Here is a 26,517-nt window from a genome sequence, read left to right on the forward strand (position 1 = left end):
TGGCTCAGCCCCCGGCGCCGCCGGCACCGTCACGGCCCACGCCGTCGGCATCCGGCGCGCGTCCGGCACCGGCTGCACCCGCCACGCGTCCGGCTGCGCCTGCCGCATCGACATCCGGCCGCACCACGACGTCGTCGCCACCCGCCCGCATTGTGCGTCCCGGCTCGCCTGGCGGCGGGTCAGGCGGTGCGTCTGGCCGACAGCTGCCGCCGCGTGCGCCGTCTGGCCGTGGTGTGGTGTTGCGCACCCTCACGAATGAGGAGAAGGAAGCGCGCGCCCGAGCCTTGGTCGAGGCCGGCAAGGAAGAAGTGCTGCGCCGGCAGCGTGCGATTGAAGAGGCGAGCCGGCGCGCCGAGGAAGAGGCGCGGCTGGGCAAGCAGCGCGAGGAAGCCGAGCGCCGCGCGGCCGAGGAAGAGGCGCGCAAGAAGCTGGAAGAAGATGCTCGGCGTAAGGCTGAGGATCAGCTCCAGAAGCGCCTGCGCGAAGCACAGGCTCAGGCGCCGCAATCGACAGCGGCAGCCCAGCGTGCGCAGCAACTCATGGATGCCGATGCTGGCCGCGACGAGCGGCCGGCAGCCCGGCCCGGTCCGGGTGCGCCGCGCCCGGCCGGCGGTATGGCGGCACGTCCGGCCGGTGCCGGCCCCGCCGGCGCACTACGCCGTCCGCCGATGATGCCGCCCAAGCGGCCGGCAACACCCGGTCGCCGAGAGGACCCCAAGCGGCGCAGTGCCGGCAGGATCGACGTCGGCGCCGCGCTCAACGACGAGGATACGGTACGCGGTCGCTCGATGGCTGCCCTGCGGCGCGCCAACGAGAAAGAAAAGCGCAAGATGTACGCCGCCGAGCCGGCGCAGAAGGTGTACCGCGAGGTGACTATTCCCGAGACCATCTCGGTCCAGGAACTGGCCAACCGCATGAGCGAGCGCGGTGCCGACGTGATCCGCACGCTGATGAAGATGGGCCAGCTCGTCACCATCAACCATGCGCTGGATGCCGATACTGCCGAGCTGGTGGTGTCGGAAATGGGCCACACGTCCAAGCGTGTCGCCGAGGGCGATATCGAGGTCGGTCTGGGTGCCGAACAGGACGCGCAGGACGCGCTCCAGTCGCGGCCGCCGGTCGTCACCATCATGGGCCATGTCGATCACGGCAAGACATCGCTGCTCGATGCCTTGCGCGCGACCGACGTCGCCGCGCACGAAGCCGGTGGCATCACGCAGCATATCGGTGCCTATCAGGTGAACCTGCCGTCGGGGCAGAAGATCACCTTCCTCGATACGCCGGGCCACGAGGCGTTCACCGCCATGCGCGCCCGCGGCGCCAAGGTGACGGACATCGTCGTGCTGGTCGTGGCGGCCGATGACGGCATCATGCCGCAGACAATCGAGGCCATCGCGCACGCCAAGGCCGCCAACGTGCCGATGATCGTCGCCATCAACAAGGTCGACAAGCCGGGCGCCGATGCCTCGCGCGTACGTCAGGCTCTGCTGCAGCACGAAGTGCAGGTCGAGGAGTTCGGCGGCGACGTTCAGTCGGTCGAGGTCTCGGCCCTGAAGAAGATCAACCTCGACAAGCTCGAAGAGGCGATCCTGCTGCAGGCCGAGCTGCTCGACCTGAAGGCCAATCCGAATCGTCCGGCGGAAGGCGCCATTGTCGAGGCCAAGCTGGACCCCGGCCGCGGTTCCGTTGCGACCGTACTGGTCCAGCGCGGCACGTTGCGTTCCGGCGACGTCTTCGTTGCCGGCGCGATCTGGGGCCGCGTGCGTCGCCTGGTCGACGATCGCGGCGCCAGCGTCGACAGCGCCGGTCCCGCCTTCCCGGTCGAGGTGCTCGGTCTCAACGGCACGCCGGAGGCGGGCGACGAGTTCCACGTCGTCGACACCGAAAGCCGTGCCCGAGAGATCGCCGAGTACCGCGCCCGGCGTGATCGTCAGACGCAGCTGGCCAAGGCGGCTGGTGGCCGCGGCACGCTGGAGGAGATGCTGGCCGGCATCCGCGAAGGCACCGCCAAGGAACTGCCGGTCGTGATCAAGGCCGACGTGCAGGGTTCGGTCGAAGCGATTTCCGCCTCGCTCGGCAAGCTGTCGACCGACAAGGTCTCGGTGCGCGTGCTCTACTCGGGCGTCGGTGGCATCAACGAGTCCGATGTGACCCTCGCGCGCGCCTCGAACGCGTTGATCATCGGCTTCAACGTGCGCGCCAATCCGCAGGCACGCGAGATGTCACGGCGCGACAAGGTCGAGATCCGCTACTACTCGATCATCTACAACGTCGTCGACGACGTGAAGGCGTTGATGACCGGCCTGCTCGATCCGACCTACAAGGAAAGCTTCCTGGGCAACGCCGAGATCCGGCAGGTGTTCAAGATCACCAAGGTCGGCAACGTCGGCGGCTGCTACGTCACGGAAGGCCAGGTCAAGCGCGGCGCCAAGGTCCGCCTGCTGCGCGACAACACGGTCATCCATGAAGGCACGCTCAAGACGCTCAAGCGCTTCAAAGACGAGGTGCGCGAGGTCGGCACCGGGTTCGAATGCGGCATGGCGTTCGAGAACTACGAGGACATCCGCCCCGGCGATATCATCGAGTGCTTCGACGTCGAGGAAGTCCGTCCGACGCTGTAAGGAGTGCCTTCCCCCGTCCGCGGGGGAAGGCAGGTAAGGAACGAGGCCATGTCCCGCCCCCGCCGCACCGAGCGGGCCCGCGGCGGCGACTCTGCCGCCGGGCGCACCAAGACGCCGCGCCAGCTGCGCGTCGGCGAGGAACTACGTCATGTGCTCGCCGCGGTTCTGGAACGCGGCGACATGCGCGACCCGGATCTGCGCGGGGCCTCCATCACCGTCACCGAAGTCGATGTCAGCCCCGACCTGCGACGCGCCACGGCGTTCGTGGTGCCGTTGGGTGGTGCGGATCGCGAGCGTTTGATGGCGGCGTTGCGGCGGGCGGCGCCTTACTTCCGCGCCCAGGTGGCGCAGCGCGTGGAACTGCGGAATGCGCCCGATTTCAGTTTCGAGTTCGACCGTAGCTTCGATCATGCGCATCGCATCGGCGAGCTGCTGAACTCGCCGGATGTGGCGCGTGACCTCGAGCCATCGGACGAGGCAGAGCGCAAGGAGTGACGGCGGGACTGCCAGCTTTCATCGCCAATCTTCGGGTCGATGAGACGCTGTTTGATCGCGGCGAAGCCAGCGTCACCTCGACCGCATCCTTGATCGGGTCCTCTACGAGAAGCCGGCTTTTCGGGCAGCCTGATTTTCCGGACCGGCATTTACCTCAGCGCTGATCAGAGCTTGGCGGTTACGTCGTCGACGGGTGCTCGCTCGGCGCGCGAGGGCCTGCACACGCGACGCGGCGCTCTGCATCGAAGCGCAAGAATAATAGCTGCACGCAGGCGCGAGCACTCCGAGATCGGAAACGTCGAGACAAGTTTTTAGCCCGGAACCGGTTGTGTCTGCGTGCTGTGTGTGGTCGGCGACAAGCCGTTCCGTAGAATGAGTCGCATTGTGAGGCACGAGCCCGCAGTCGATTTGCACGTACGGAGGGACGCGCCATGGCGGTGGGATTCGAATTCCAATCTCCGACGTTGAAGATCTACCGGATCACCCGCAAACAGGAAATCGACCTGTGCCGACTCCAGGCGGCCGAGGATTGGGTCGAGCTGAAACGACAAGCGGAAGCGATCACGGCGAAGCCGTCATTTTTCAGCAAGAGCGTCGTCCTTTCACGTTCAGCCGGCTGGTACGCGGTGCCGGATGGTGACGACGTCGAGTTCGTCGTCACGCATGTACCCATCGCCGGCGATGGCGCCGTCCACTTGGGCACGACCATGACGAACCTCGAGGCGACGATCGATGAGATCGAGACTCTGTTCACCATCAACGCGCGCAGGACGAACTGCCCGTGGGTCGTCCGCTCGGATGCGCCGGCGCTTTTTGGCCAATATCCGCCCTTTCTTCTGAAATGGGACATGCCCAACAGGACGGAAGTCATCGGCTTTCCGCAGATCACGGGTGGGATCGCCCTTGAGAAGCTGCGGAAGGTCTTCAAGATACTGGCCCAAAATACGGAGGCTTCGGACATCTTTCTGGGTGTGGAGAAGGCTCCCTACGTCAAGCTGCTGGACAGCATCTCCAACACTTTCGAGGCAAAGAAGACGCCAGATCCGAAGTGGCCCGATCATGTGCCGTCCAGAGAGATGCGCAGCCTCGTGAGCCTTATTGGCGCCTATCTCCATCGCGGTGCGAGCAATTCCGGCCAAGGTCTCGGCGCTGTCAAGCAACTGTGGTTCATCATGTCGCGGACGGACTTCGGCGCCCTGTTCCGGCAGCTGCCCGACGACGAGCGGCAGCGCTACCAACAGGCGCCTCGCGACTGGGTCGACTATATCTGCGCGACCGTCATGCCCGCCATCAACCCGGCGGCCTACACCCCCGCCATGAATCCCGACGGCTGGCTCATCGACCGCCTCATCACCGACTACAAGGAATTACAGGGGGACCAACGGGTCCAGATCGAGATCACCCGGCGGGACTGGTTGACCGCCATGACAAACGGCACGGATCTCCTGACCGCCGCCGCTCACCCCCACAGGTGGTGGAAGAGAAAAAATCTCAAGATGTACTTCGACGTCCACGGTGAGCCTCGGCTGCGTGGTTCCGGGGCGCTTGGCACCAAGATGGATGAGGTCGTGATCAGTGACCTCGTCACGGTCGACGCGCCGATCTTCGAGTTCCGCGCCCCCGGCGTCGGCGCCAACGTCATGCCTCACAGTGCCTGGAGCGCCTACGCCATCAAGGCCTATCGGTTCTTGAGTGCGTGCAATGTGGTCGACAAAAAAACACCCGTCGATGGGGCGGGCCCGTGGTGATGATCACTTCCGGCTCACGCCTCGTTCCTGTAGAAGCCCCCGCATGGCCAAGCGGCGCGGGAATAAGATCGATGGCTGGCTCGCTCTCGACAAGCCACTGGGACTGAGTTCGGCTCAGGCCGTAGCGCGGGTACGCCGCCTGTTCGGCGCTGCCAAGGTGGGCCATGGCGGCACGCTCGATCCGCTGGCCAGCGGCGTGTTGCCCATCGCGCTCGGCGAAGCCACCAAGACCGTGGCCTGGGTGATGGATGGGGCCAAGGAGTACCGGTTCACCATCCGCTGGGGGATCGCCACGGCGACCGACGACGCCGAGGGCGACGTTGTCGCCACCTCCGACGTGCGCCCTTCCGATGCGGCCCTGGTCGCGGTCCTGGACCGCTTTCGCGGACGGATCGAACAGCGTCCGCCGGCATTTTCCGCTCTCAAAGTGGCTGGCCAGCGGGCCTACGCCCTGGCGCGTGGCGGGGCCGAGGTCGAACTGGCCCCGCGCCAAGTGGAAATTCACGACATACAGTTTCTCGAGGGAACTGACGATTCGCCGATCTTGTGGGTACGCTGCGGCAAGGGCACCTATATCCGGTCGCTGGCACGCGATATTGCCCAGGCCCTGGGGACGGTGGGACATGTCGCCACGCTGCGGCGGACGGCCTGCGGGCCCTTCCATGAGACCGAGGCCGTGTCACTGGACACGCTGATCGCGGCGGCCGGCGATGCGGCGGGAAATGTTCTTTCCCCACCGGTGGATTTGGGGCATACATCCGCGCTCTTCGGGTACCTGCGGCCCGTTGTGACCGCGCTGGACGACATCCCGGCGCTGGCCTTGACGGATCGCGAAGCACAGCGGCTTTCCCAGGGAATGGCCGTGAAGCTGCCCGAGGAAGGCGGCCGCCCAGCGGCGCCGATTGGGACGATGTCGCCCGCCGAAGGATCGGCCGGACCTGCCACGGACGCCAGCAAGGGCGTCGTGCGGGCCATGGCAGGGAACAGGCTGGTGGCAATCGCTCGGATCGACGCGGGGCTGGTCCGGCCAGTGCGCGTCCTCAACCTTTGATCCGGGAGTCCCCGATGTCGATTACGGCTGAAAAGAAGACTGAGATCGTCAAGCAATACGCCGTCAAGGACGGCGATACCGGCTCGCCCGAAGTGCAGGTGGCCCTGCTGAGCGAGCGGATCAACAACCTCACCGAGCACTTCAAGGGCCACACGAAGGATCATCATTCGCGGCGCGGCCTGCTCAAGATGGTCAGCCAGCGCCGCCGGCTCCTGGACTATCTGAAGTCCAGGGACCACAAGCGGTACGAGGGTCTGATCGATCGCCTCGGCCTGCGTCGCTAGGAAACTAGGCCCCGTCCTCACGGCGGGGCCTTTTCGCGTCGGCAAGGCCGATTCCCCGAGGAAACGGTCGGCACTGCCGGCATTGTCAGCGCAACCGATGGGATGCGGGCGAGAGCGAATCATCCTGTCGGTCCCGGTTTCGCATGGGGCGGAGCCGGGCGGTCGGCGTCGCGGGGGCGTCCGGCCGGTAGGGAAAGGAAGAGAAGAAGATGTTTGACGTATACAGGAAGGAACTCGATTGGGCCGGACGCAAGCTGGTCCTCGAAACGGGCAAGATCGCCCGCCAGGCCGATGGCGCCGTGATGGCGCATCTGGGCGGCACCAGCGTGCTGGCGGCCGTGGTGGCCGCCAAGGAACCGCGGCCCGGCATCGATTTTTTCCCTCTCACGGTGAACTACCAGGAGAAGGCGTTTGCCGCCGGCAAGATCCCCGGCGGCTTCTTCAAGCGCGAGGGCCGGCCCAGCGAAAAGGAAGTCCTGGTCTCGCGTCTGATCGACCGGCCGATCCGGCCGCTGTTCCATGAGACGTTCCGCAACGAGACCCTGGTCGTGGTCACCGTGCTGTCGCACGACATGGAGAACGATCCCGATATCGTGTCGCTGATCGCCGCTTCGGCCGCGCTCACCATCAGCGGCATCCCGTTCCTGGGTCCGATCGGCGCCGCGCGCGTCGGCCGCATCGATGGCCAGTACGTGATCAACCCGACCCTCACGCAGGTCGAGCAGAGCGATCTCGACCTGGTCGTCGCCGGCACCAAGGAAGGCGTGCTGATGGTCGAGTCGGAGGCCAAGGAACTGCCCGAGGACGTGATGCTGGGCGCCGTCATGGCCGGCCATCGCTCGTTCCAGCCGGTGATCGACGCCATCATCCAGCTCGCCGAGCATTGCGCCAAGGAGCCGTGGCCGCTCAGCGAGCCGTCGGCCGATGCCAAACGCGTCGCCGAGAAGCTGAAGACCGACCTGCGCTCGGGCCTCGCCGATGCCTATCGCGAGGTGAAGAAGCAGGCACGCCAGGACAAGGTCGCCGCCGTGAAGGCGCAGGCCAAGACCCTGTTCGCCGAGGATGCGCCGGCACTGGCCGCGCTGGGCGAGCAGTTCGGCAACCTCGAGGCCGACGTGGTGCGCAACGCCATCCTCGACACCGGCCATCGCATCGACGGTCGCGACACCAAGACGGTGCGTCCCATCGTGGCCGAAGTCGGCATCCTGCCGCGCGCGCATGGCTCGTCGCTGTTCACCCGCGGCGAGACCCAGGCCCTGGTTGTCGCCACGCTCGGCACCGGCCAGGACGAGCAGATCATCGATGCGCTCGAGGGCGAGTACCGCGAGCACTTCATGCTGCACTACAACTTCCCACCCTACTCGGTCGGCGAAGTGCGGCGCATGGGCTCGCCCGGCCGCCGGGAGATCGGCCACGGCAAGCTCGCCTGGCGCGCCATCCGGCCGATGCTGCCGCCCAAGGAGAAGTTCCCCTACACGGTGCGTGTCGTGTCGGAGATCACCGAGAGCAACGGCAGCTCGTCGATGGCCTCGGTGTGCGGCGCTTCGCTGTCGCTGATGGACGCCGGCGTGCCGCTGTCGCGGCCGGTGGCGGGCATCGCCATGGGCCTGATCAAGGAAGGCGACCGCTTCGCGGTGCTGACCGACATCCTGGGTGACGAGGACCACCTCGGCGACATGGACTTCAAGGTCGCCGGCACCGACAACGGTGTCACCGCCCTGCAGATGGACATCAAGATCACCTCGATCACCGAGGAGATCATGAAGGTGGCGCTGGCCCAGGCGCGTGAAGGCCGCCTGCACATCCTGGGCGAGATGGCCAAGGGCATCGGCGGCGCCCGCGAGAGCGTCAGCCAGAACGCGCCGCGCATCACCGTGATCAACATCCCCAAGGACAAGATCCGTGAAGTGATCGGCACCGGCGGCAAGGTGATCCGCGAGATCGTCGAGCAGACCGGCGCCAAGATCGACATCGAGGACGACGGCACGGTGAAGGTGGCGGCGGTCGACGCCAAGGCCGGCCAGGCCGCCATCGACTGGATCAAGGGCATCGTCGCCGAACCCGAGGTCGGCACGGTCTACAACGGCAAGGTCGTGAAGATCGTCGAGTTCGGCGCCTTCGTGAACTTCCTCGGCACCCGCGATGGGCTGGTGCATATCAGCGAGATCGCACCGCGGCGCATCGCCAAGGTCAGCGACGTGCTGAAGGAAGGCGACCAGGTCAAGGTCAAGGTGCTGGGCGTCGACGACCGCGGCAAGGTCAAGCTGTCGATGAAGGTCGTCGATCAGCAGACCGGCGCCGACCTCCCGCGCGAGCCCCGGCCGCCGCGCGACGGCGTCGATCCGGCCAGCGCGCCCCAGCCGGTCTGACGGCAGGGCGACAAACCAAACAAACGGCGGCCGATCGGCCGCCGTTTTCTTTTCACCTCTCCCGCAAGCTTACAGGAGAGGAACCATGAAAGCGCTTAAGGGAATCTAATCCGCGCCCTGCTTGAACGGCCGGCCGTTCTGTCTTACGTCATCGATATGTGAAATGACCTGAACGTGAGGGGAACCGCCATGGCCGCAGCCCAGAACTCCGCGCCAGCTATCGAGTCCAAGCCGGAGTTTCGCGGCAAGATCTACGACAGCATCGTCGATACGATCGGTGCCACGCCGTTGGTGCGGCTCGGCAAGTTCGCCGCCAAGCACGAGGTTACCGCCGAGATCCTGGCCAAGCTGGAATTCTTCAATCCGCTGGCGTCGGTGAAGGACCGTATCGGGCTGGCGATGATCGAGGCGGCGGAAAAAGCCGGCCGCATCACGCCAGGCAAATCGACCCTGGTGGAGCCAACGTCGGGCAACACCGGCATCGGGTTGGCCTTCGTCGCCGCCGCCAAGGGTTATCGGCTGATCCTCACCATGCCGGAGTCGATGTCCATCGAACGGCGCAAGATGCTGCGCTTCCTGGGTGCCGAGCTGGAACTGACGCCACGCGAGAAGGGCATGCGCGGCTCGATCGCGCGCGCCGAGGAGCTGCTGGCCACCATTCCCGACAGCTTCATGCCGCAGCAGTTCCGCAACAGCGCCAATCCCGAAATCCACCGGCGCACCACGGCGGAGGAGATCTGGCAGGACACCGGCGGCAAGCTCGACATCTTCATCTCTGGCGTCGGCACCGGCGGCACCATCACCGGTGTCGGCGAGGTGCTGAAGCCGCGCCTGCCGAACCTCAAGGTTTACGCTGTCGAGCCGGAAGACAGTGCCGTGCTGTCGGGCGGCAATCCCGGGCCGCACCCGATCCAGGGCATCGGCGCCGGCTTCGTGCCTGACATCCTCAACCGCGGCGTGATCGATGGCATCCTGCGCGTTGCGAACAGCTCGGCTTTCACCGTGTCGCGCGAGGTGGCGGCCCTGGAAGGATTGCCCGTCGGCATCTCCTCCGGTGCAGCGATCGCAGCGGCGTTGGAACTGGCCCAGAAACCCGAGAACGCCGGCAAGCGCATCGTCGTGATCGTGCCGTCCTTCGCCGAGCGCTACCTGTCGACTTCGTTGTTCGACGGGTATTGATTTAACCCTCTCCGCCCACGACGTGGGGGGAGAGGGAGGGGCCCATCGCGTCAGCGATGGGAGGGTGAGGTGGGTGTTGAAGACGAACCGGGCGTTTCCAGTGAGATCGCGTTCGGGGCCAGCGCCCACCTCACCCTCCCATGCCTTCGGCATGGGCCTCTCCCTCTCCCCCTCGCCGCGCGGGCGGAGAGGGCTAAGAACATGAACCTCGATTTCACCGAGGCCGAGCTCCACCGCTACGCGCGGCACATCATCCTGCCCGAGATCGGCGGCACGGGGCAGGCGAAGCTGCGCGCGGCGCGCGTGCTGGTGGTGGGTGCCGGGGGACTGGGCGCGCCGCTGCTGCAGTATCTTGCCGCGGCGGGTGTCGGCACCATCGGCGTCATCGATCACGATACGGTGTCGTTGTCCAACCTGCAGCGGCAGGTGATCCATCGTACGGCCGACGTCGGTGTTGCGAAGGTCACGAGTGCCCAGCGGGCCCTGGCCGAGATCAATCCCGAAGTGCACGTGGTGGCGCATCAGGTGCGCCTGTCTCCGGGCAATGCGCTGGCGCTGGTGGCCGACTACGACGTGATCGCCGACGGCTCGGACAATTTCGCCACCCGCTATCTCCTCACCGACGCCTGCTTCCTGGCCAAGCGGACGTTGGTCGCCGCCGCCATCCTGCGCTTCGAGGGGCAACTTTCCACGTACAAGCCGCATCTGGGCGCACCGTATCCGTGCTACCGCTGTGTCTTCCCCGAACCGCCGCCGCCCGACGCGGTGCCGAGTTGCGCGGCAGCGGGCGTGCTGGGCGCCATGGCCGGCACCATCGGCACGTGGCAGGCGACCGAAGTGGTGAAGGAGATCCTCGGCATCGGCGAATCGCTTGCCGGCAAGCTGCTGCTGTACGATGCGCTGGATGCACGCGTCGAGCGTCTGACCGTGGCGCGGCGCGCTGATTGCCCGCTGTGCGGCACGAAGCCTGCCATCACCGCGCTCGATTCGCCTATGGCGCAGGCCAGCTACGCGGAGGCCTACTGTGGCGACTGACGCACCGGCGCTGTCGATCATCGCGCTGTCGGGCGACTACGAGCGGGTGCACTACGCGCTGGCCATGGCCAGTGCCGCCAGCGCCATCGGTCGCCATGTGACCCTGTTCTTCACCCAGGGTGCGCTGCGTGCGCTGACGCATGATGCTCAGGGCCAGCCGGGATGGCGAAGCCTGCCGGCCGATCCACTCGCGCAAGCCAAGCGTGGCGAGGAGACTGACACCCGGTTCAAGGAGCGTGGCGTCGGCGACTTCGAGACGTTGCTGTCGGCTTGCGTTGAGCTGAGGGTACGCGTCATCGTCTGTGAGATGGGCTTGCGGGCGCAAGGCATCGATTCCGCGGCCCTGCGCCGCGATGTGCCGCACGAGATTGCCGGCATCGTCACACTGCTCGATGCGACACCACCGGGTGCGCAGATCGTGACGCTGTAGATCTCAGTTGCTGTCGCGGCCCTGACGTGCCGCTGGTGGTGTTGTGCTGGCTTCGACCGGCCGATCGCCGTCGTGCCCGGCGCTCTCGAAGCGCTCGGGTCGTCGCGCTGGATCGATCTTCTGTGTTTCGCGCAGGATGTCGCGGGCGAGCGGCGCTGCCGTAACCGAACCGCCGATGCCGTGTTCGACGACGACGGCGCAGGCGTAGCGGGGCGCGTCGGTGGGCGCGTAGCCGACGAACAGCGCATGGTGGCGCAGATGCCACGGCAGATCGGCTTGCGCGACACGCCGGCGGCGCTCGCTCTCGGTGATGCGCTTGACCTGCGCCGTGCCCGTCTTGCCGGCCATGGCCAGGTGCGCCTCGGGGATACGCGCGCGGTGGGCCGTGCCGCTGGGGCTGTTGACCACCATGTCCATGCCGGTCTGAATGGCGCGCAGGTTCTGAGGGCGAAAGCCAAGGCTCCTTGATGCCGGCTTCGTTTGCACCGGCAGCGCCTGCAGCGTCCCGGTCGGGCCGGCGCTGGCGGCGATCAACCGCGGCTGCACGGCGTGCCCGCCATTGGCGATCCGCGCTGTCATCAGGGCCAGCTGCAGCGGCGTCGCCAGCATCGCGCCCTGTCCGATACCGAGATTATAGGTGTCGCCGACACCCCAGGGTGCCGTCCCGCGGTCGCGTTTCCAGGCACGCGTCGGCTGCAGTCCGTCGGCCTCCTCCGGGAGACCGACCCGCGTGGACGCCCCAAATCCCAGCTTGGTCGCGACCTCGGCGATGCGATCGACCGTGGCGCGTCTGGCGGCCTCGTAGAAAAAGCAGTCGCAGGATTGCTCCAAGGCTTCAGTCACGTTCAGCCAGCCGTGACCACCGGGGTGAATCCAGCAGTATTTCTTCTGGCCCTTGCCCGGCAGTTCGATGAAGCCGCCGCAGAACAGGCGCTCCGACAGGCCGAGCGTGCGACCTTCCAAGGCGGCGAGTGCGGTGACCATCTTGTAGGTCGAGCCGGGTGGATACTGACCCTGCACGGCTTTGTCGAGCAGCGGCTTGCGGGGATTGTTCAGCAGATCGCGCCATTCGGACGACGTGATCGTGCGCGCGAAGGCGTTGCTGTCGAAGCTCGGTGTCGATGCCAGGGCGAGGATGTCGCCGGTGATGGCGTCCATCACCACGGCCGACGCACTCTGCTCGGCCAACCGGTCAGCGACAAACTGCTGCAGCGGCAGGTCGATGGTGAGCTGGATGTTGCTGCCAGCCTCGCTCTCGACGCGATCCAATTCGCGCACCACGCGGCCGCGGGCATTGACTTCGACCTGCACGCCGCCGGGTCTGCCGCGCAGCATCGCTTCGGCACCCTTCTCGATGCCTTTCTTCCCGATGCGCATGCCCGGCAGTTCGAGCACGGGATCGTCGCTGTCGCGCAGATCGTCCTCGGAGACACGGCCGACATAGCCGACAACGTGGCTCACGGGCTCGGCATACGGATAGTGCCGGATCCAGCCGGGATCAATGGCAACGCCCGGCAGGTCAGGCGTATTGAACTCGATGCGCGCCACCTCTTCCCAGGAGAGGTTCTCGCGAATGGTGATGGGCACGAGTGCCCGGCTGCGTCGCACCTGCGCCAGGATGCGCTCGCGTTCCGTCGCGTTGATGGCGAACACGCGCTCAAGTCGCCGCAGCACCGTCTCCGCCTGTCGCATCGCCAAGGCCGCACGGCCTTCGTCGATCGTCATCGTTACCCGGTAGGTGCTGCGATTGGTCGCCAGCGGCGCGCCGTTGCGATCGAAGATCAGGCCGCGCGCCGGGGTCAGCGGCCGGGTGTTGATACGGTTTTCCTCGGCGAGGACTTTGTACTTTTCGCCATCGACGGCATGCAGCCAGTAGAGCCGCGCGCCCAGCACGCCCACCAGACCTGCTTTCAGTCCGCCCAGGATCAGGGCACGACGGGCGAACAGGCCATATCGCTCGGTGTCGCGTTTCACGGCTGCGCTGTCCCCAGCACGTCGGCGCTCGTGCGCGCCCGCTCGACCTGGGCGACGATCGTCTTGAAACGCGCCAGGTCGGCACCGGCCAGGCTGGCACGCAGCGCCGTGCGGGCGACGGTCAGCGGATTCACCGGCGTGCCGTTGCGGTGCAGTTCGAAATGCAGGTGCGGTCCCGTTGACAGGCCGGTGCTGCCGACAAAGCCGATGACCTGGCCCTGACGGACTCGCTTGCCGGCCCGCATGCCGCGGGCGACGCGAGACATGTGTGCGTAGCCGGTGGCCAGGCTGCGGCTGTGACGCAGCTTCACCCAATTGCCATACCCGCCGTTGCGGCCGGCTTGTACGACCTGGCCGTCGCCGGCGGCCAGGATCGGTGTGCCGGGTGGCGCTGCGAAATCGATGCCCCTGTGCATACGGCTGAAGCCGAGGACCGGATGGCGGCGCATGCCGAAATGCGACGAGATCCGGCTGAGGTTCAGCGGGGTGCGCAGCAGCGCCTTCACCACGCTTCGGCCGTTGGCGTCGTAGAACGAGTCGGCACCGCCGTGCGGCCGGAAGCGATAGATACTGTAGGTCTGTCGCCCCGCGCCGGTGGTCAGTTCGGCCCACAGCAGGCGGCCGGAATCCACCAGCCTGCCGTCGGTGGTCCATGACTGCTCGATCAGGATGGCAAAGCGATCACCGACCTTCATGTCGTGCTGGAAATTCACATCCCACGAGAAGGCACGCACCATCTCGGCCAGTGCCGCTCGTGGCACGCCGGCGTCGTCGGCGCTGGCGATCAGCGATCCGTCCACGGTGCCAGAGGCGCGTGCGAGCTTGGCGATCACCTCGAAAATCTTCTCCGCCGCGCTATAGGCACCTTCATCGTCACGCCGCAGCGTGATTTCGCGGCGCGCGTCGGGCCGGATGGTCAAAGCCTCCAGCACCGGTTTTGCGTCGTCGTCCGAGGGGGCACGGACTTCGAGGGTCAAGGCCTGACCAACCTGCAGGCGCGTGAGCTTCAGGCGGGACGAGAGCGCGCGGACCGCCTTGCCGACTTCCTCCGGTGCGAAATCGAGATCCTCCAGCACGCTGCTGACGGTGTCGCCTTTCTCCATACGCACGATCGTCACATACGACTCGACCGGTTGCGGCGTATCGGCGGCGCTGTCCTGGGTTGGTATCGGGGCGGCATCCGGCGTTGGTGTTGCAGGAGCGGTTTCCGCCGGGGCTGCCGGAACCTGAATGTCGGGGCCGAATGCAGGCTCGGGCGGTGTGGGTGCGGTCTGCGGTTGCGCCGTCGCCTCTGTCGTCGGTGCCGGCACGTCCTGCGGGTCATCATCGGCGGTGGGCACCGGCAGGTCGGCCGACGCCACGTCGCCGGCCGTTCGTGACGATGGCGGCGCCTCCTGGTCGAGTACCGATGCACCGATGATCGCCAGCAGCACCACGCCGCCAAGCCCGGCGAGTCGTTTCATCCAGCGGCGGGTCGATGACTCGGCGTGACCGATGACCACCAATGTCGGCTGCGGCGCCACGCTGCCGGCGACGCTGTTGGGCACATGAGTGCTATTTGAAGATTGTTCCGATGAAGTCGGCCGATGAGACATTCACGCATCTCGGAGAAACAGAAGGGGAGAACGGCGCTCCTCTTTCTCATACTCGCGAGACTGGTCGTGCGGTTGACCAGCCGATGCCCGGCACCGGGCGGCGAGCGGTGAGCAGTCGCCACGTATGTCGGCAGTCGGAAGGCCGCTGTGAACAGCCGGTATCATCCTGTCGCCGCGCGGCAGCATTGTCGCGAAGCCCACGTCACTTCGCAACGGCATGTTCTCGCTCACCTCATGCAAGAGGCAAGCACGATGATGTGCTGGCGACGCTACTCCGCCGCGGGGACTTGCACGCCGACGCCGATCGGGCAGGACACGCCGGTGCCGCCCAGGCCGCAATAGCCGTTGGGCACTTTGGCCAGGTACTGCTGGTGATAGTCCTCGGCGTAATAGAACGGCGGCGCGTCGAGGATCTCGGTGGTGATCTCCTCGAACCCACGCGTCTGCAGTGCCGTCTGGTACAGGCGTAGCGACATCTCGGCCGCCGCCTTCTGCGTCGGCGAGAACGTGTAGATGCCGGAACGGTACTGCGTGCCGATGTCATTGCCCTGGCGCATGCCCTGGGTCGGATCATGGCTTTCCCAGAACACCTTGAGCAGTGCGTCGTACGATGTCTTGGTGGGATCGAACCAGACCTTCACCACCTCGTTGTGGCCGGTGAGGCCGGAGCACACCTCTTCGTAGGTCGCATGCGGCGTGTAGCCGCCGGCGTAGCCGACCGCGGTGCTGTAGACACCCGGTGCCTGCCAGAACTTGCGCTCGGCGCCCCAGAAACAGCCCAGCCCGAACATGGCTTCCTCCAACCCGGCCGGGAACGGTGGCTGGATGCGGTTGCCATTGACGAAATGCGTGTCGGGCACGTCGAACGCCAGCGTCTTGCGGCCGGGCAGCGCGCGCTCCGGCTCTGGCATCTTGACCTTTTTGCCGAACAGCGACGTCAGCATGGCGACCTCCTGAAATCCTGTAACCCCAACTTGTGCCCGACCGGGCGTCGGGTCAATGGCGATGGGCTGGATTTGATGGCCCGTGAGCGGCTGAATCGGGACCCCGCGGCAGATGGGCGATGGCATTGGCGTAGTAGCGCAGCAGTGGCTTCTCGGCCTCGGCCGGGCTGTACAGCCCATCGTCGTTCACGGTGACGAGCCGGCGCAGGCGCAGCATGCGCAGACCGACATGAATGGCGTAGTCGCGATCGTCGCGCGGCACGTAGATCTGCGCGCCGCCGTCGCGCAGCGCGTCGGCCAGCACCTGGCAGCGCGCCTTCAGCTCCAGTTCGTCCACTGGCCGCTCGGCCTCCAGCAGCACGGTCGACACCAGCGACACCGGCAGCACCGGCACGACCGTGCCGATCGCCGTCATCAGATCCTGGGCCAGTAGCCCGATGGCCTCGAAGCGCCGCTCCTTGGGCAATGTCCGCAGGTCGCCGCCGAACTGCCCCGCATGTTGCGCGAGCCAGGCGCGGGTGGAGACGGGCACGCCGAAATTGACGCAGGCATAGCCGAAGCGATACCAGTTGCCGCTCAGCATCTGGCGCAGGTTGCGGCCGACAAACCGCAGGGTGGTGCGGATGGCATAGCCGCCGCTGCGACGTTCGGCGGCAGGATCGCCGGCACGCAACTGGGTGCGGTCTTCCAGCACGCGGTCGTAGTTGATGCCCACCGGCACGAACACGATGTCGCGGGGGCCGTGCGGGTCGAACGATTTCAGCGCGTAGTCGAGCAGGCCCAGCCGCGGCGGCCGCAGTTTGCCGTCGCGGGTCAGACCTGCCTCGGGGTACATGGCCTGCGCCACGCCCGCCTCGGTCGCCATGTGCACGTAGCGTTCCAGTACGCGGCGATAGAGCGGATCGTTGGAGTCGCGGCGCACGAAATAGGCACCCATGGCCTTGATCAGGGTCTGCAACGGCCAGACCCGTGCCCATTCGCCGACCGCGTAGGAGAGCGCCGTGCGCTCGGCGGCGAGGAACGCCACCAGCACGTAGTCCATGTTGCTGCGGTGGTTCATCACGAAGACCACGGTGGCGTCGTTGTTCACCGCAGCCAGTGCCTTGTCGTCGGCGATGCCCAGGCGCACCCGGTACAGCGCGCGAGCCAGGGCACGTGCCAGCAGGTAGCCGATGCGGAAGTAGAAATAGGCATTGAACGCCGGCACGATCTCGTTGGCGTAGCGGCGCACATCGTTCATCACCACTTCGCGCGGCACCTTGATGGCCTGGGCATGATCGTTGGCGGCGGTGACCACCTGCGGGTCGTAGATCAGCCGGTCGATCAGCACCTGGCGCTTGGTAAGCTGGAACGGGCGGATCTCGACCTGGAGTCGCTGGTTGACCCGATCGATCAGGCGGTTGACGCGCCGGCGCAGCACCCAGCGCGCCGAGGGGATCAGCAGGCGATCCAGCAGCGACCACAGCGCAAAGGCCGCGATCGGCAGGAACAGCCACAGCGGTACCGCGACCGGCTCGTGCATGACGCACTGTACGCATTGTCTCCTCTCCCGCAAGCGGGAGAGGAAGGGGCCCATCGCGCGCAAGCGCGATGGGAAGGTGAGGGGCCACGAACGCCCCACCCCGTCCTGAAGCCCTCACCCGCCGGACGCCGAGCGCCCGTCGACCTCTCCCGCTTGCGGCAGAGGTGGACACTGGAGTAGCGCGCGTCCGGCGGGCTATGGTCGGCCCGGGAGGTGGCTCGATGGCTTTCATTTCCGGTGTCGGCAACACGCGTTACGGCAAGATCGACGGCAGCACCACGATGGGCCTGGCGGCGACGGCAGCACAGGCGGCCCTGGCCGATGCCGGCCTGGAGCCCAAGGACATCGATGGCCTGCTGACCGGCTATGCGACCACCATGCCGCACATCATGTTGGCGACAGTGATCGCCGAGCGCCTCGGCATCCGGCCGGCCTATGCGCATGCGCTGCAGGCCGGAGGTGCCACCGGCGTCGCCATGGCCATGCTGGCCAAGATTCTGGTCGACAGTGGCCGCTGCCGCGCCGTGCTGATCGTGGCGGCGGAAAATCGCGCCAGCGGCCAGAGCCGCGACCAGTCGATCCAGACCCTGGCCCAGGCCGGCCATCCCGACTACGAAGTGCCCTACGGCGCGACCATCCCGGCCTATTACGGCCTGCTGGCGGCGCGCTACATGCACCAGTTCGGCGTCACGGACAGCGATCTCGCCGAACTGGCGGTCGTCATGCGCCGCCACGCCGGACGACACCCCGATGCGCATTTGCGCACACCGATCACCCGCGACGACGTGATGGCCTCCAAGCCGATCGCATTGCCCTTGCGTCTATTGGACTGTTGCCCGGTTTCGGATGGCGGCATTGCGGCAGTGATCACGCGCGATCCTACGTCGGCGGCACGGGTGCGCATCCGCGGCGCCGGCCAAGCCCACTTGCACCAGCATATTTCCTGCGCGCGCGACTGGGCCGACATGGGGGCCAAGGCATCAGCCGACCGGGCGCTCGCCGACGCCGGCATGGGGCTGGCCGACATGAACTACCTCGCGGTCTACGACTCCTTCACCATCACGCTTGCCATGCTGCTGGAGGAAATCGGCTTCGTGCGCCGGGCCGGTGCCGGCGAGGCGGCGCGCGCCGGCCGGTTCGAGGTCGGCGGCGACCTGCCGCTCAATACGCACGGCGGCTTGCTGTCATTCGGCCATTGCGGCGTGGGTGGTGGCCTTGCGCATCTGATCGAGACCCAGCGCCAACTTGCCGGCCGTGCGGCCGAGCGCCAGGCGAAGAACGCGACGATCGGTTTCGTGCATGGCGATGGTGGCGTGATGTCGTCGCACGTGTCGATGGTGCTGGAGCGGGTGTGAGGATGACGATGACGGACACAACGACGCTTTCCACCGATCCGCTCGCGCGGGACTGGTGGGCGGGCATCGCCCAGGGGCGGATCGGGTATGAGGTCTGCGCCGATTGCAGCACGGCCCAGTTCTATCCTCGCGGCCACTGTACGGCCTGCGGCTCGACACGGGTCGAGACGCGGACAGCAGCCGGCACCGGCACGATCTTTTCGATCACCGTCGTGCATCGGCCGCCGTCGGCGGCGCTGCAGCCGTTTGCGCCGTATGCCATCGCGCTGGTCGATCTGGATGAAGGCGTGCGCCTGATGGCGCATGCCGATCCGGCGCTGGCGATCGGTGCGCGCGTGCGGGCCATGTTCGTGCCGTTCGGCGATCGCACAGTGCCGCGCTTCGCCGCCGCGGCGTGAGGCGGCTGCGGCATGCTTCACCTGCTGAAGTCCATTGTCGTCGCGACCTGGAACGGCTTTTTCGAGAACCGCCTGACATCGATGGCGGCCGCCATCGCCTTCTATGCCCTGTTTTCCGTCGGGCCGATCCTGCTGGTGATGATCACCATCGCCGACCCGATCCTGGGCCACATGGCGGCCGAAGAAGCGATCATGGCGGGGCTGTCGGAGGCCATCGGCGTCGAGAACCTCGAGGTGATCCGCCGCGCCGTGCAGGAAGGCCTGTTCCGTGGCGGCTCGACATGGACGACAATCATCAGCGTCGCCGTGATCCTCTATTCGGGCACGGCGATTTTTGTCGAACTGGATTCGGCATTCGACGTGATCTGGCGTCCGTCGGGCGGCTGGCGGCGCCATCCCGTGCTGGCCGAGATCCGCTCCCGGCTGCTGGCGCTGGGGCTGATGGCCCTGATCGGTGTGCTGTTCATCCTGGTCTTCACCGCTACGGCCACTATTGCCGCCTACGATGGCGTGCTGCGCCGCCTGCCGTGGCTGGGCGAGTATCTCGGCTCGGCGCTGTCGGAGGGCTGGTCGCTGGGCGTCACCGCCGGCTTTTTCGCGCTGATCTACAAGTTCCTGCCCGATGTGCCGATCCGCTGGCGGTTCGCGCTGATCAGCGGCGTTGTGGTGGCCATGCTGTTCCTGATTGGTAACGCCGCCATCGCCTGGTACTTCGCGCACAGCGTGCTCGCCAGCGCCTTCGGCGCCGCCGGCGCGCTCGCCGCCGTGATGGTGTGGGTCTACTACTCGGCCATCATCGTGCTGGTCGCCGGCCAGGTCGGACGCGCCACGCGCGATGCGCTGGATGCGCGCGACGCTGGCATGCCGGGCACGGAAGGTGAGGGGTGATCTCGATCATATTTACAGACTGTAGGTCGGCAACTTCCTAACTGAAACGCATGGTGTCGTTGCGCGCAGGGCCGCCCGGGGCTATGGCGTTCGGTGATTCATCGAGGATCTGCGCATACGGGCGATCATGGCACGGCAATCAGAAAGATCAGCGGCGACGATCGATGCGATCGTGAGCGCAGCCCGAAATCTCTTCATGGCGCGGGGGTTCGACCCCGTGAGCATCGATGAGATCGCTGCCGCGGCCGGTATCGCCAAGGGCGGCGTTTACCATCACTTTTCATCCAAGCGGGCCATCTTCGAGATGGTGTTCGATCGCGTTCAGTCGGAACTGGCCAGTCAACTGAATGCCAGGCTCGACGCCAACCCGGGGCCGCGGACGCCCGACACCATCGCAACGAATATCCTGGCGTACTTGAAATCGGCCAGCGAGCCGGGATTGCATCGCCTGATCTTGATCGATGGGCCCGTCGTGCTGGGCTTGAAGCGCTGGCGGGAGATCGACGATCGCCACTTTTTCGCGTCCATCCACAGTGGCCTGGTCGCAATCATGGGACCGCAGGCCGATCCCCGCGAAGTCGATGCGGCGGCGCGGCTGGTCGATGGCGCCGTGATGGAGGCCGCCCTGGAAACCGGCGCGGCGGCGAAGCCGTTGGAGGTCGCGCGACTGTACTGCGCCATGTTGAAAGATATGCTCAGTGGCCTTCAGAAGGGTACGTCACGGGCGTGAATTTCAGGTGTGGTCAAGACGCTTGATTTACCGACTTAGAGTCTGTAACATCCTCCCACGACAATCAAGCGGAGGATACGATGGCGATTCCCAAGGTCGTTGAAGATAGCCCTGGTCTGAAGAGCGTCTTCGATCGGTATCACGTCGGGTGGGTAACGCGTGATCCCGATCTGATTGCCTCACTCCATTCGGACGACACCGTCTTTTGCGTTCACGACGGATCGGAGCCCGTCATCGGTCGGGAAGCGCTGCGCCGGCATTGCGTGGAACTCTTTGCCAAGTATGAATTCGGCATGGAGGAAAAGCGCTTCTTCGCGGGCGCCGACCACTGGGTGATCGAATGGCTCATGGTCATGGATCTGGTCGACACCGAGAAGAGGCCATTCACGGTCAAGATCGAAATGCTCGATGTTGTGACGGTCAACGGGGCGGACAAAGTCACGCGCAAGGACGTGTACGTGAACGGCAGCCAGATGCGGGCTGCCTATAGTCGCGCCGGCCTGCTGACGGGCGAGGGCGTTCGCCCCTAGCGTTCGCCTGCGTGCGCTGCTGCAGCCGTTGCTCTGCAGCGCACGCCTCGAAACATGGGAACGAGAAACGACACCCGGCGGGCAACGCTTCGGGGCGCGCTTGCGTGCGCCCGATGAAACACCAACAGGGATGATCTAAAATGTTTGGTCTGATGCAGGATTGGCCACTGCTGTGCCATCGGATCATCGAACATGCAGCGCGATGCCACGCGGAGCAGGAGGTCATCACGCGATCGGTCGAAGGCCCGATCCACCGCACAAGCTATGCCCAGATCCATGCCCGTGCCCGCAGGGTTTCCCAGCAGCTTGACCGCGCCGGCATCAAACGCGGGCACCGTGTCGCCACCCTCGCCTGGAACACGTGGCGTCACCTGGAAGTCTGGTATGGCGTCATGGGCATTGGCGCCGTGTGCCACACCGTCAACCCGCGACTGTTTCCCGACCAGATCGCGTGGATCATCGATCACGCCCAGGACAAGATCGTCGTCACCGACCTGACGTTTCTGCCGATCCTCGAGCAGATCGCCGGTCGCCTGCCGAGCGTCGAGCAGTACATCGTCCTGACCGACAACGCTCATATGCCGGACACGCAGCTGAAGAATGCCGTGGCCTACGAAGCGTGGATCGAGGCGGCCGACGGCGACTTCGTCTGGGACACGTTCGACGAAAACACTGCCGCGGCGATGTGCTACACGTCCGGCACCACGGGCGATCCGAAGGGCGTGCTTTATTCGCATCGCTCCACTGTTCTTCATACGCTGATGGCCAATGCCGGCGACTCGCTGGGTGCGGGCGCCAGCGGCACGATCATGCCGCTTGTGCCCATGTTTCACGCCAATAGCTGGGGCATTGCGTTCTCGGCGCCCTCGATGGGTACGCGCCTGGTGATGCCGGGCGGGAAGCTCGACGGCACGTCCGTCTACGAGCTGCTACAGGCCGAACGGGTCAACTATACGGTGGGCGTTCCGACAGTCCTGCAGATGCTGCTCGTTCACATGCGCGAGCGTGACCTCGAGCTGCCGGATCTGCGGATGGTGGCGTGCGGCGGCTCGGCCATGCCCCGTTCCATGATCAAGGCGTTCCTGGATCGGGGGATAGGGGTCCGTCATGCCTGGGGTATGACGGAGATGAGTCCGATCGGCACGGTCGGCGGCCTCAAATCGCCATTCCAGGACGCAGACGAAGAACAGCGGCTCGACATCCTGCAGACGCAGGGCTTCGCACCCTTCGGCGTGGAGATGAAGATCACGGACGATCGCGGCGGTGCGCTGCCCTGGGATGGCAAGACGTCCGGTCACCTCAAGGTAAGAGGCGCGGCAATAGCGAAAGCCTATTACCGTATGAATGTCAGTATCCTCGATGACGACGGCTACTTCGATACCGGGGATGTCGCGACCATCGACAACCACGGCTACATGCGAATCACCGACCGGGCCAAGGATGTCATCAAGTCGGGCGGCGAATGGATTTCGTCAATCGATCTGGAGAATTTGGCCGCGGGATATCCCGCCATCGCGGAGGCCGCGGTTATTGGCATCCACCATCCCAAATGGGACGAGCGACCGCTGCTGATCGTGCGCCTGAATGAGGGCAAGAGCGCCACCAGAGACGACATTCTGACCTTCATGAACGGCAAAGTCGCGAAATGGTGGATGCCTGACGACGTCGTTTTCGTCGATGACATCCCGCATACCGCCACCGGCAAGATCCACAAGACGGCGCTGCGTGACCGCTTCAAAGACTATCGCTTGCCGACGCCGGGTGCTTGAGCGGCGCAATAGATGCTCCGTCCGCCGATGAGGTGTATGATCTGCGCCATCGGATCGGGAGGCGCATGATGCAAAGAACGGCTTTGATCGTTCTGGTGCTTTTCCTCGGCATCGGCCGTACCGCGGGCGCACAGACGGTGGAGTCGGTTTTGCGCGACGCCGGAATCCTCGGTACATGGGCGGAGGTTTGCACGATGGCCGCCGGTGAGCGGGGCAACACGCGCACCATCTATGCCCGCGCGGCCAACGGTACCGTAACCCTCACCTACGACAACGGCCCCCGTTCCACGCCTACGGTCTATACGATCCTGAAGGCCGAACGCCGCGGGGCGGATCGCATCGCCTATCTCCAGGAGAATCAGAGCGACCGACGCCAGCTCGACATCGAGCTGCGACAGGCGGGTGAACGGATCAAGGTGTGGTCGTCGCGTCGCACCACGGGTGAAGTCCTCGTGGCCGAGGGCAAATTCGTCGCCGGCGGCAACGACAGTCCCTGGCAGGTGCGCTGCCGCAACTGACGCCGCCGCGCGCCGGCCTACAGCATCGCGGCGAAGACGCGGTCCGGCGGCTTGTGGCCGTCGGCGAAGGTCTTGATGTTGATCAGCACCTTCTCGCCCATCTCGATGCGGCCCTCGAGCGTGGCCGAACCCATGTGCGGCAGCAGCACCACGTTGTCGAGCTCCAGCAGCTTGGGGCTGACGGCGGGCTCGTGTTCGAACACGTCAAGGCCGGCGCCGGCCAGCTCCTTGGCACGCAGCATGCGGATCAATGCGTTCTCGTCGATCACCTCGCCGCGCGCGGTGTTGACCACGATCGAGGTCGGCCGCAGCAGCTTCAGCCGGCGTGCTGACAGCAGGTGATAGGTACCCGGCGTGTGCGGACAGTTCACCGACACGATATCCATGCGCGCCAGCATCTGGTCGAGGCTCTCCCAGTAGGTCGCCTCCAGCGCGCGCTCGATGTCGGGATGGACCCGGCGCCGGTTGTGGTAGTGGATCGTCATGCCGAAGCCGCGGGCGCGGCGCGCCAGCGCCTGGCCGATGCGGCCCATGCCGACGATGCCCAGGCGCTTGCCCCAGATGCGGGCGCCCAGCATCGCCGTCGGCGCCCAGCCGGTCCATTTCGAGGCCCGTACCAGCCGCTCGCCCTCGCCGACCCGGCGGGCCACGGCCAGGATCAGGGCCATGGTCATGTCGGCGGTATCTTCGGTGAGCACGCCCGGCGTGTTGGTGACGGTGATGCCGCGCTGGCGGGCGCTGTCGAGGTCGATGTGGTCGACGCCGGTACCGAAACTGGCGATCAGCCGCAGCCGCGGCGCCGATTGCGACAGGACCTTGCCGTCAATGCGGTCGGTCACGGTCGGCACCAGCACGTCGGCCTGTTTCACGGCCTCGACGAGCTGCGCCTGGCTGAGCGGCTTGTCATCCGGGTTCAGCCGGGTGTCGAACAGCTCCATCATGCGCGTTTCAATCGCGTCGGGCAGCTTGCGGGTGACGATCACCAGCGGCTTCTTCTGCGCAAACGGCATAGCGGCTCCGGCGGGCCCAGGGTGTCTTGGGATGCCGTTGCCTGCGTGCGGCACCCGCACCGGCAATAGCAAGGGGCGTGCCGCGAGTCCAGCCTGTGCGGCATTTGCCGGGTTGCGGTGTTTCGTCAACGATTCCGGCTGCTTGTCGGGCGGTCCGCGATGGCCGCGCGGTCCGTCATGCGGTATAAGGGGTCCATGTTGCGTTCCCGCGTGGTCGCGCCCCGCGCCGCCGTCAGAGCGGCCGTCGTCGCGGCGTCCCTGGCATGTCTTCCGATCCTGGCCGCGGGCCTGTCGCCCGCCCTGGCGCAGCAGGTCGGATCGCGAATGGCGGCCGATGTCCCGCCGCCCCTGCGCAAGGGAACCGGCCTGCCGCTGCCGCGTTTTGCCGCTCTGCGGTCCGAGGAGACCAACGTCCGGACCGGTCCGAACGTGCGCTACCCCATCGACTGGGTCTTCAAGCGCAAGTCCATGCCGGTCGAGATCGTCGCGGAGTACGAGAACTGGCGGAAGATCCGTGACTGGCAAGGCGCCGGCGGCTGGGTGCACCAGAGCCTGCTGACCGGCAAGCGCTCGGTGACGGTCTCGGCCAAGGAAGCGATCCTGTACAAAACCCCGGCCACCAACGCGACCGAGATCGCCCGCCTGCAGACCGAGGTGATCTGCCTGGTGAAATCCTGCAACGGCGAATGGTGCCGCGTGCAGGTCGGCCCCCATGTCGGCTGGGTCGAGCGCAGCAAAGTCTGGGGTGCCTACAAGGGCGAGATCGTGAACTGAGGCCGTTTGGCGTCAGGGCAGCACGTTGCGCGGGTCGGCGCGCAGCACCAGCTCCCAGGCCTCGCGGGCCATGGGCGCCTCCTTCTCCTCCAGGATATGGGCCAGCAGTCCGGCCGAACGGCCGACCAGCGACAGGCCGCGCGCGATCAGCGGATCCAGCCCCATGGCCGCCACCATCGCCGCGATGGCACCGACGGCGTTCACCGGCAGCTTCTTGCCATGCTCCGTGGCCAGCACCTCGGCGATCATGTCCATGATGCGCCAGTGAACGCCGAAGAAGCCGTTGGCGCGCGACACCGCGCGTAGCGCCGGCACCCGCGGATCGCCATCGACATGGATCGGGTGGCCCACGCCGTAGATCGCGCGGCGCTCGGCCTTGTGACGCCGGATCAGGTCGCGTGCCGCGTCGCGGATCGCCGCGTCGTCGGCATCGGCGGCCAGCGGCCGCGCGGCGTCGCGCAGCATCTCGGCGGCGTTCTGCATGGTGCCCAAAAACACGCTGCCGGCGCCCAGCAGGCCGGTGGCCACGGCGCCCTGCAGCGCCTCGGGCGCGCCGATATAGGTCAGGCGCGCCGATAGCGAGCTGGGGGTGATGCCGTGGTCGGCCGTGGTCACCAGCAGCGCGTTGACCATCGCCTTTTCCTGCGGGCTGGGCCGGCGCGACAGCACCGTGTGGAAGATCATATCGACGAAGTCGAAGGTGCCGATGATCTCGGTTGCGAGGTTGAGTCCGCGCACCATGATGGTGTCGGTGGTGGTATAGCCGATATCGGTCTTCACGACGGTGGCGGTCATGACGCCACCGCCGGGTTGCGGCGCTTCAGCAGGCAGGTCGCGCCGAGTTCGGCGGCCACCTCGTCGCGCTGGTTGATGGCCTTGCGCAGAAAGCCGATCAGGCCGCGGTCGGGCCGGCTGGTGGGCCGCTGTTCGACGACCTCGATCTCGACCCGGATGGTGTCGCCGATGAAGGTCGGCCTGGGGAATTTCAGCGTATTCTGCAGCACGCCGAAGAGCGCGCCCTCCATCAGCTGGTTGGGAATCGAGCGCGAGGTGAGGCCGGCCATGAACGACGCCACCAGCATGCCGTGCGCGATGCGCTGGCCGTAGATGCTGGCCTTGGCGTACTCGGCATCGACATGCAGGCGGTTGAAGTCGCCCGTCAGCGCCGCGAAGGCCGCGACGTCGCCTTCGGTGATGGTGCGCGACGAAGTGATGTAGCGGGTGCCGACCGGCAGGTCTTCCCAATAGATCGACGCCTGCGATACCGCGTCGATGACGGATGGGTTGCTCATGCTGTC

At 66.3% G+C, this 26,517-nt stretch carries 24 protein-coding genes; 17 read left to right on the top strand and 7 right to left on the bottom strand.

Features of this window, described 5'->3' with window-relative positions; translation table 11 throughout:
* The 9 genes from infB to FQU96_RS33430 all read left to right on the top strand — a co-directional run.
* Positions 1–2,621, top strand: a 2,621-nt coding sequence (gene infB / locus FQU96_RS33390; protein WP_146545734.1) for a translation initiation factor IF-2, incomplete at its 5' end; no start/stop codon positions are given.
* Positions 2,622–2,669: 48 nt separating this feature from the next.
* Entirely contained in the window at positions 2,670–3,116 is a 447-nt protein-coding gene (gene rbfA, locus FQU96_RS33395; protein WP_146545735.1) for a 30S ribosome-binding factor RbfA, read from the top strand.
* Positions 3,117–3,547: 431 nt separating this feature from the next.
* Positions 3,548–4,864 carry a hypothetical protein gene (locus FQU96_RS33400; protein WP_146545736.1) on the top strand — a complete coding sequence of 439 codons (1,317 nt, stop codon included), beginning with the start codon at positions 3,548–3,550 and terminating at the stop codon, positions 4,862–4,864.
* A 43-nt stretch (positions 4,865–4,907) separates the two neighbouring features.
* Entirely contained in the window at positions 4,908–5,915 is a 1,008-nt protein-coding gene (gene truB / locus FQU96_RS33405; protein ID WP_146545737.1) for a tRNA pseudouridine(55) synthase TruB, read from the top strand.
* Positions 5,916–5,929: 14 nt separating this feature from the next.
* On the top strand, positions 5,930–6,199 hold the full coding sequence (rpsO, locus tag FQU96_RS33410; protein ID WP_146545738.1) for a 30S ribosomal protein S15: 270 nt from the start codon (positions 5,930–5,932) through the stop codon (positions 6,197–6,199).
* Between the two features lie 209 nt (positions 6,200–6,408).
* Positions 6,409–8,568: a polyribonucleotide nucleotidyltransferase gene (gene pnp, locus FQU96_RS33415; RefSeq protein ID WP_146545739.1), complete on the top strand. Its 2,160-nt coding sequence runs from the start codon at positions 6,409–6,411 to the stop codon at positions 8,566–8,568.
* Positions 8,569–8,757: 189 nt separating this feature from the next.
* Positions 8,758–9,747: a cysteine synthase A gene (gene cysK / locus FQU96_RS33420; protein ID WP_146545740.1), complete on the top strand. Its 990-nt coding sequence runs from the start codon at positions 8,758–8,760 to the stop codon at positions 9,745–9,747.
* Between the two features lie 201 nt (positions 9,748–9,948).
* A complete protein-coding gene (locus FQU96_RS33425) occupies positions 9,949–10,782 on the top strand; it encodes a molybdopterin-synthase adenylyltransferase MoeB (RefSeq protein ID WP_146545741.1) in 834 nt (277 codons plus the stop codon).
* Positions 10,772–11,212, top strand: a complete 441-nt coding sequence (locus FQU96_RS33430) for a DsrE/DsrF/DrsH-like family protein (protein ID WP_146545742.1) — start codon at positions 10,772–10,774, stop codon at positions 11,210–11,212. The genes FQU96_RS33425 and FQU96_RS33430 overlap by 11 nt, the downstream gene beginning before the upstream one ends.
* 3 nt (positions 11,213–11,215) lie before the next feature.
* Here FQU96_RS33430 and mrdA read toward each other — a convergent pair whose 3' ends face one another.
* The 4 genes from mrdA to FQU96_RS33450 form a co-directional block, all read right to left on the bottom strand.
* A complete protein-coding gene (gene mrdA / locus FQU96_RS33435; RefSeq protein WP_146545743.1) occupies positions 11,216–13,186 on the bottom strand; it encodes a penicillin-binding protein 2 in 1,971 nt (656 codons plus the stop codon).
* A complete protein-coding gene (locus FQU96_RS33440; protein ID WP_178130866.1) occupies positions 13,183–14,733 on the bottom strand; it encodes a peptidoglycan DD-metalloendopeptidase family protein in 1,551 nt (516 codons plus the stop codon). The genes mrdA and FQU96_RS33440 overlap by 4 nt, the downstream gene beginning before the upstream one ends.
* A 317-nt stretch (positions 14,734–15,050) precedes the next feature.
* The gene (gene msrA / locus FQU96_RS33445) at positions 15,051–15,725 is read right to left on the bottom strand and encodes a peptide-methionine (S)-S-oxide reductase MsrA (RefSeq protein WP_146545745.1); all 675 of its coding nucleotides are present in this window, start codon (positions 15,723–15,725) and stop codon (positions 15,051–15,053) included.
* A gap of 52 nt (positions 15,726–15,777) precedes the next feature.
* Positions 15,778–17,247: a 1-acyl-sn-glycerol-3-phosphate acyltransferase gene (locus tag FQU96_RS33450; RefSeq protein ID WP_146545746.1), complete on the bottom strand. Its 1,470-nt coding sequence runs from the start codon at positions 17,245–17,247 to the stop codon at positions 15,778–15,780.
* Positions 17,248–17,468: 221 nt separating this feature from the next.
* On the opposite strand from FQU96_RS33450, the gene FQU96_RS33455 reads away from it, so the two are divergent.
* The 7 genes from FQU96_RS33455 to FQU96_RS33485 all read left to right on the top strand — a co-directional run bounded on the left by FQU96_RS33455 (position 17,469) and on the right by FQU96_RS33485 (position 23,435).
* Entirely contained in the window at positions 17,469–18,602 is a 1,134-nt protein-coding gene (locus FQU96_RS33455; protein ID WP_146545747.1) for a thiolase family protein, read from the top strand.
* Positions 18,603–18,610: 8 nt separating this feature from the next.
* Positions 18,611–19,000 carry a Zn-ribbon domain-containing OB-fold protein gene (locus FQU96_RS33460; protein WP_146545748.1) on the top strand — a complete coding sequence of 130 codons (390 nt, stop codon included), beginning with the start codon at positions 18,611–18,613 and terminating at the stop codon, positions 18,998–19,000.
* Between the two features lie 12 nt (positions 19,001–19,012).
* The gene (locus FQU96_RS33465) at positions 19,013–19,888 is read left to right on the top strand and encodes a YihY/virulence factor BrkB family protein (protein WP_146545749.1); all 876 of its coding nucleotides are present in this window, start codon (positions 19,013–19,015) and stop codon (positions 19,886–19,888) included.
* A gap of 172 nt (positions 19,889–20,060) precedes the next feature.
* Positions 20,061–20,618 carry a TetR/AcrR family transcriptional regulator gene (locus FQU96_RS33470; RefSeq protein ID WP_178130867.1) on the top strand — a complete coding sequence of 186 codons (558 nt, stop codon included), beginning with the start codon at positions 20,061–20,063 and terminating at the stop codon, positions 20,616–20,618.
* A gap of 80 nt (positions 20,619–20,698) precedes the next feature.
* Positions 20,699–21,148, top strand: coding sequence for a nuclear transport factor 2 family protein (locus FQU96_RS33475; RefSeq protein ID WP_146545751.1), 450 nt, complete (start codon positions 20,699–20,701; stop codon positions 21,146–21,148).
* A 140-nt stretch (positions 21,149–21,288) separates the two neighbouring features.
* On the top strand, positions 21,289–22,917 hold the full coding sequence (locus FQU96_RS33480; protein WP_146545752.1) for a fatty-acid--CoA ligase: 1,629 nt from the start codon (positions 21,289–21,291) through the stop codon (positions 22,915–22,917).
* Positions 22,918–22,985: 68 nt separating this feature from the next.
* Entirely contained in the window at positions 22,986–23,435 is a 450-nt protein-coding gene (locus FQU96_RS33485) for a hypothetical protein (protein ID WP_146545753.1), read from the top strand.
* Between the two features lie 17 nt (positions 23,436–23,452).
* Here FQU96_RS33485 and FQU96_RS33490 read toward each other — a convergent pair whose 3' ends face one another.
* On the bottom strand, positions 23,453–24,445 hold the full coding sequence (locus FQU96_RS33490; RefSeq protein ID WP_146545754.1) for a D-glycerate dehydrogenase: 993 nt from the start codon (positions 24,443–24,445) through the stop codon (positions 23,453–23,455).
* Between the two features lie 195 nt (positions 24,446–24,640).
* On the opposite strand from FQU96_RS33490, the gene FQU96_RS33495 reads away from it, so the two are divergent.
* Positions 24,641–25,219, top strand: a complete 579-nt coding sequence (locus tag FQU96_RS33495; protein ID WP_178130868.1) for an SH3 domain-containing protein — start codon at positions 24,641–24,643, stop codon at positions 25,217–25,219.
* A 12-nt stretch (positions 25,220–25,231) separates the two neighbouring features.
* On the opposite strand, the gene FQU96_RS33500 is transcribed toward FQU96_RS33495, so the two are convergent.
* Positions 25,232–26,014: a citryl-CoA lyase gene (locus tag FQU96_RS33500; protein WP_146545756.1), complete on the bottom strand. Its 783-nt coding sequence runs from the start codon at positions 26,012–26,014 to the stop codon at positions 25,232–25,234.
* Positions 26,011–26,511, bottom strand: coding sequence for a MaoC/PaaZ C-terminal domain-containing protein (locus FQU96_RS33505; RefSeq protein ID WP_146545757.1), 501 nt, complete (start codon positions 26,509–26,511; stop codon positions 26,011–26,013). Before FQU96_RS33505 ends, FQU96_RS33500 begins: the two co-directional genes overlap by 4 nt.
* Positions 26,512–26,517: the final 6 nt, after the last annotated feature.

Source organism: Reyranella sp. CPCC 100927 (assembly GCF_007859315.1).
Classification (GTDB): domain Bacteria; phylum Pseudomonadota; class Alphaproteobacteria; order Reyranellales; family Reyranellaceae; genus Vineibacter.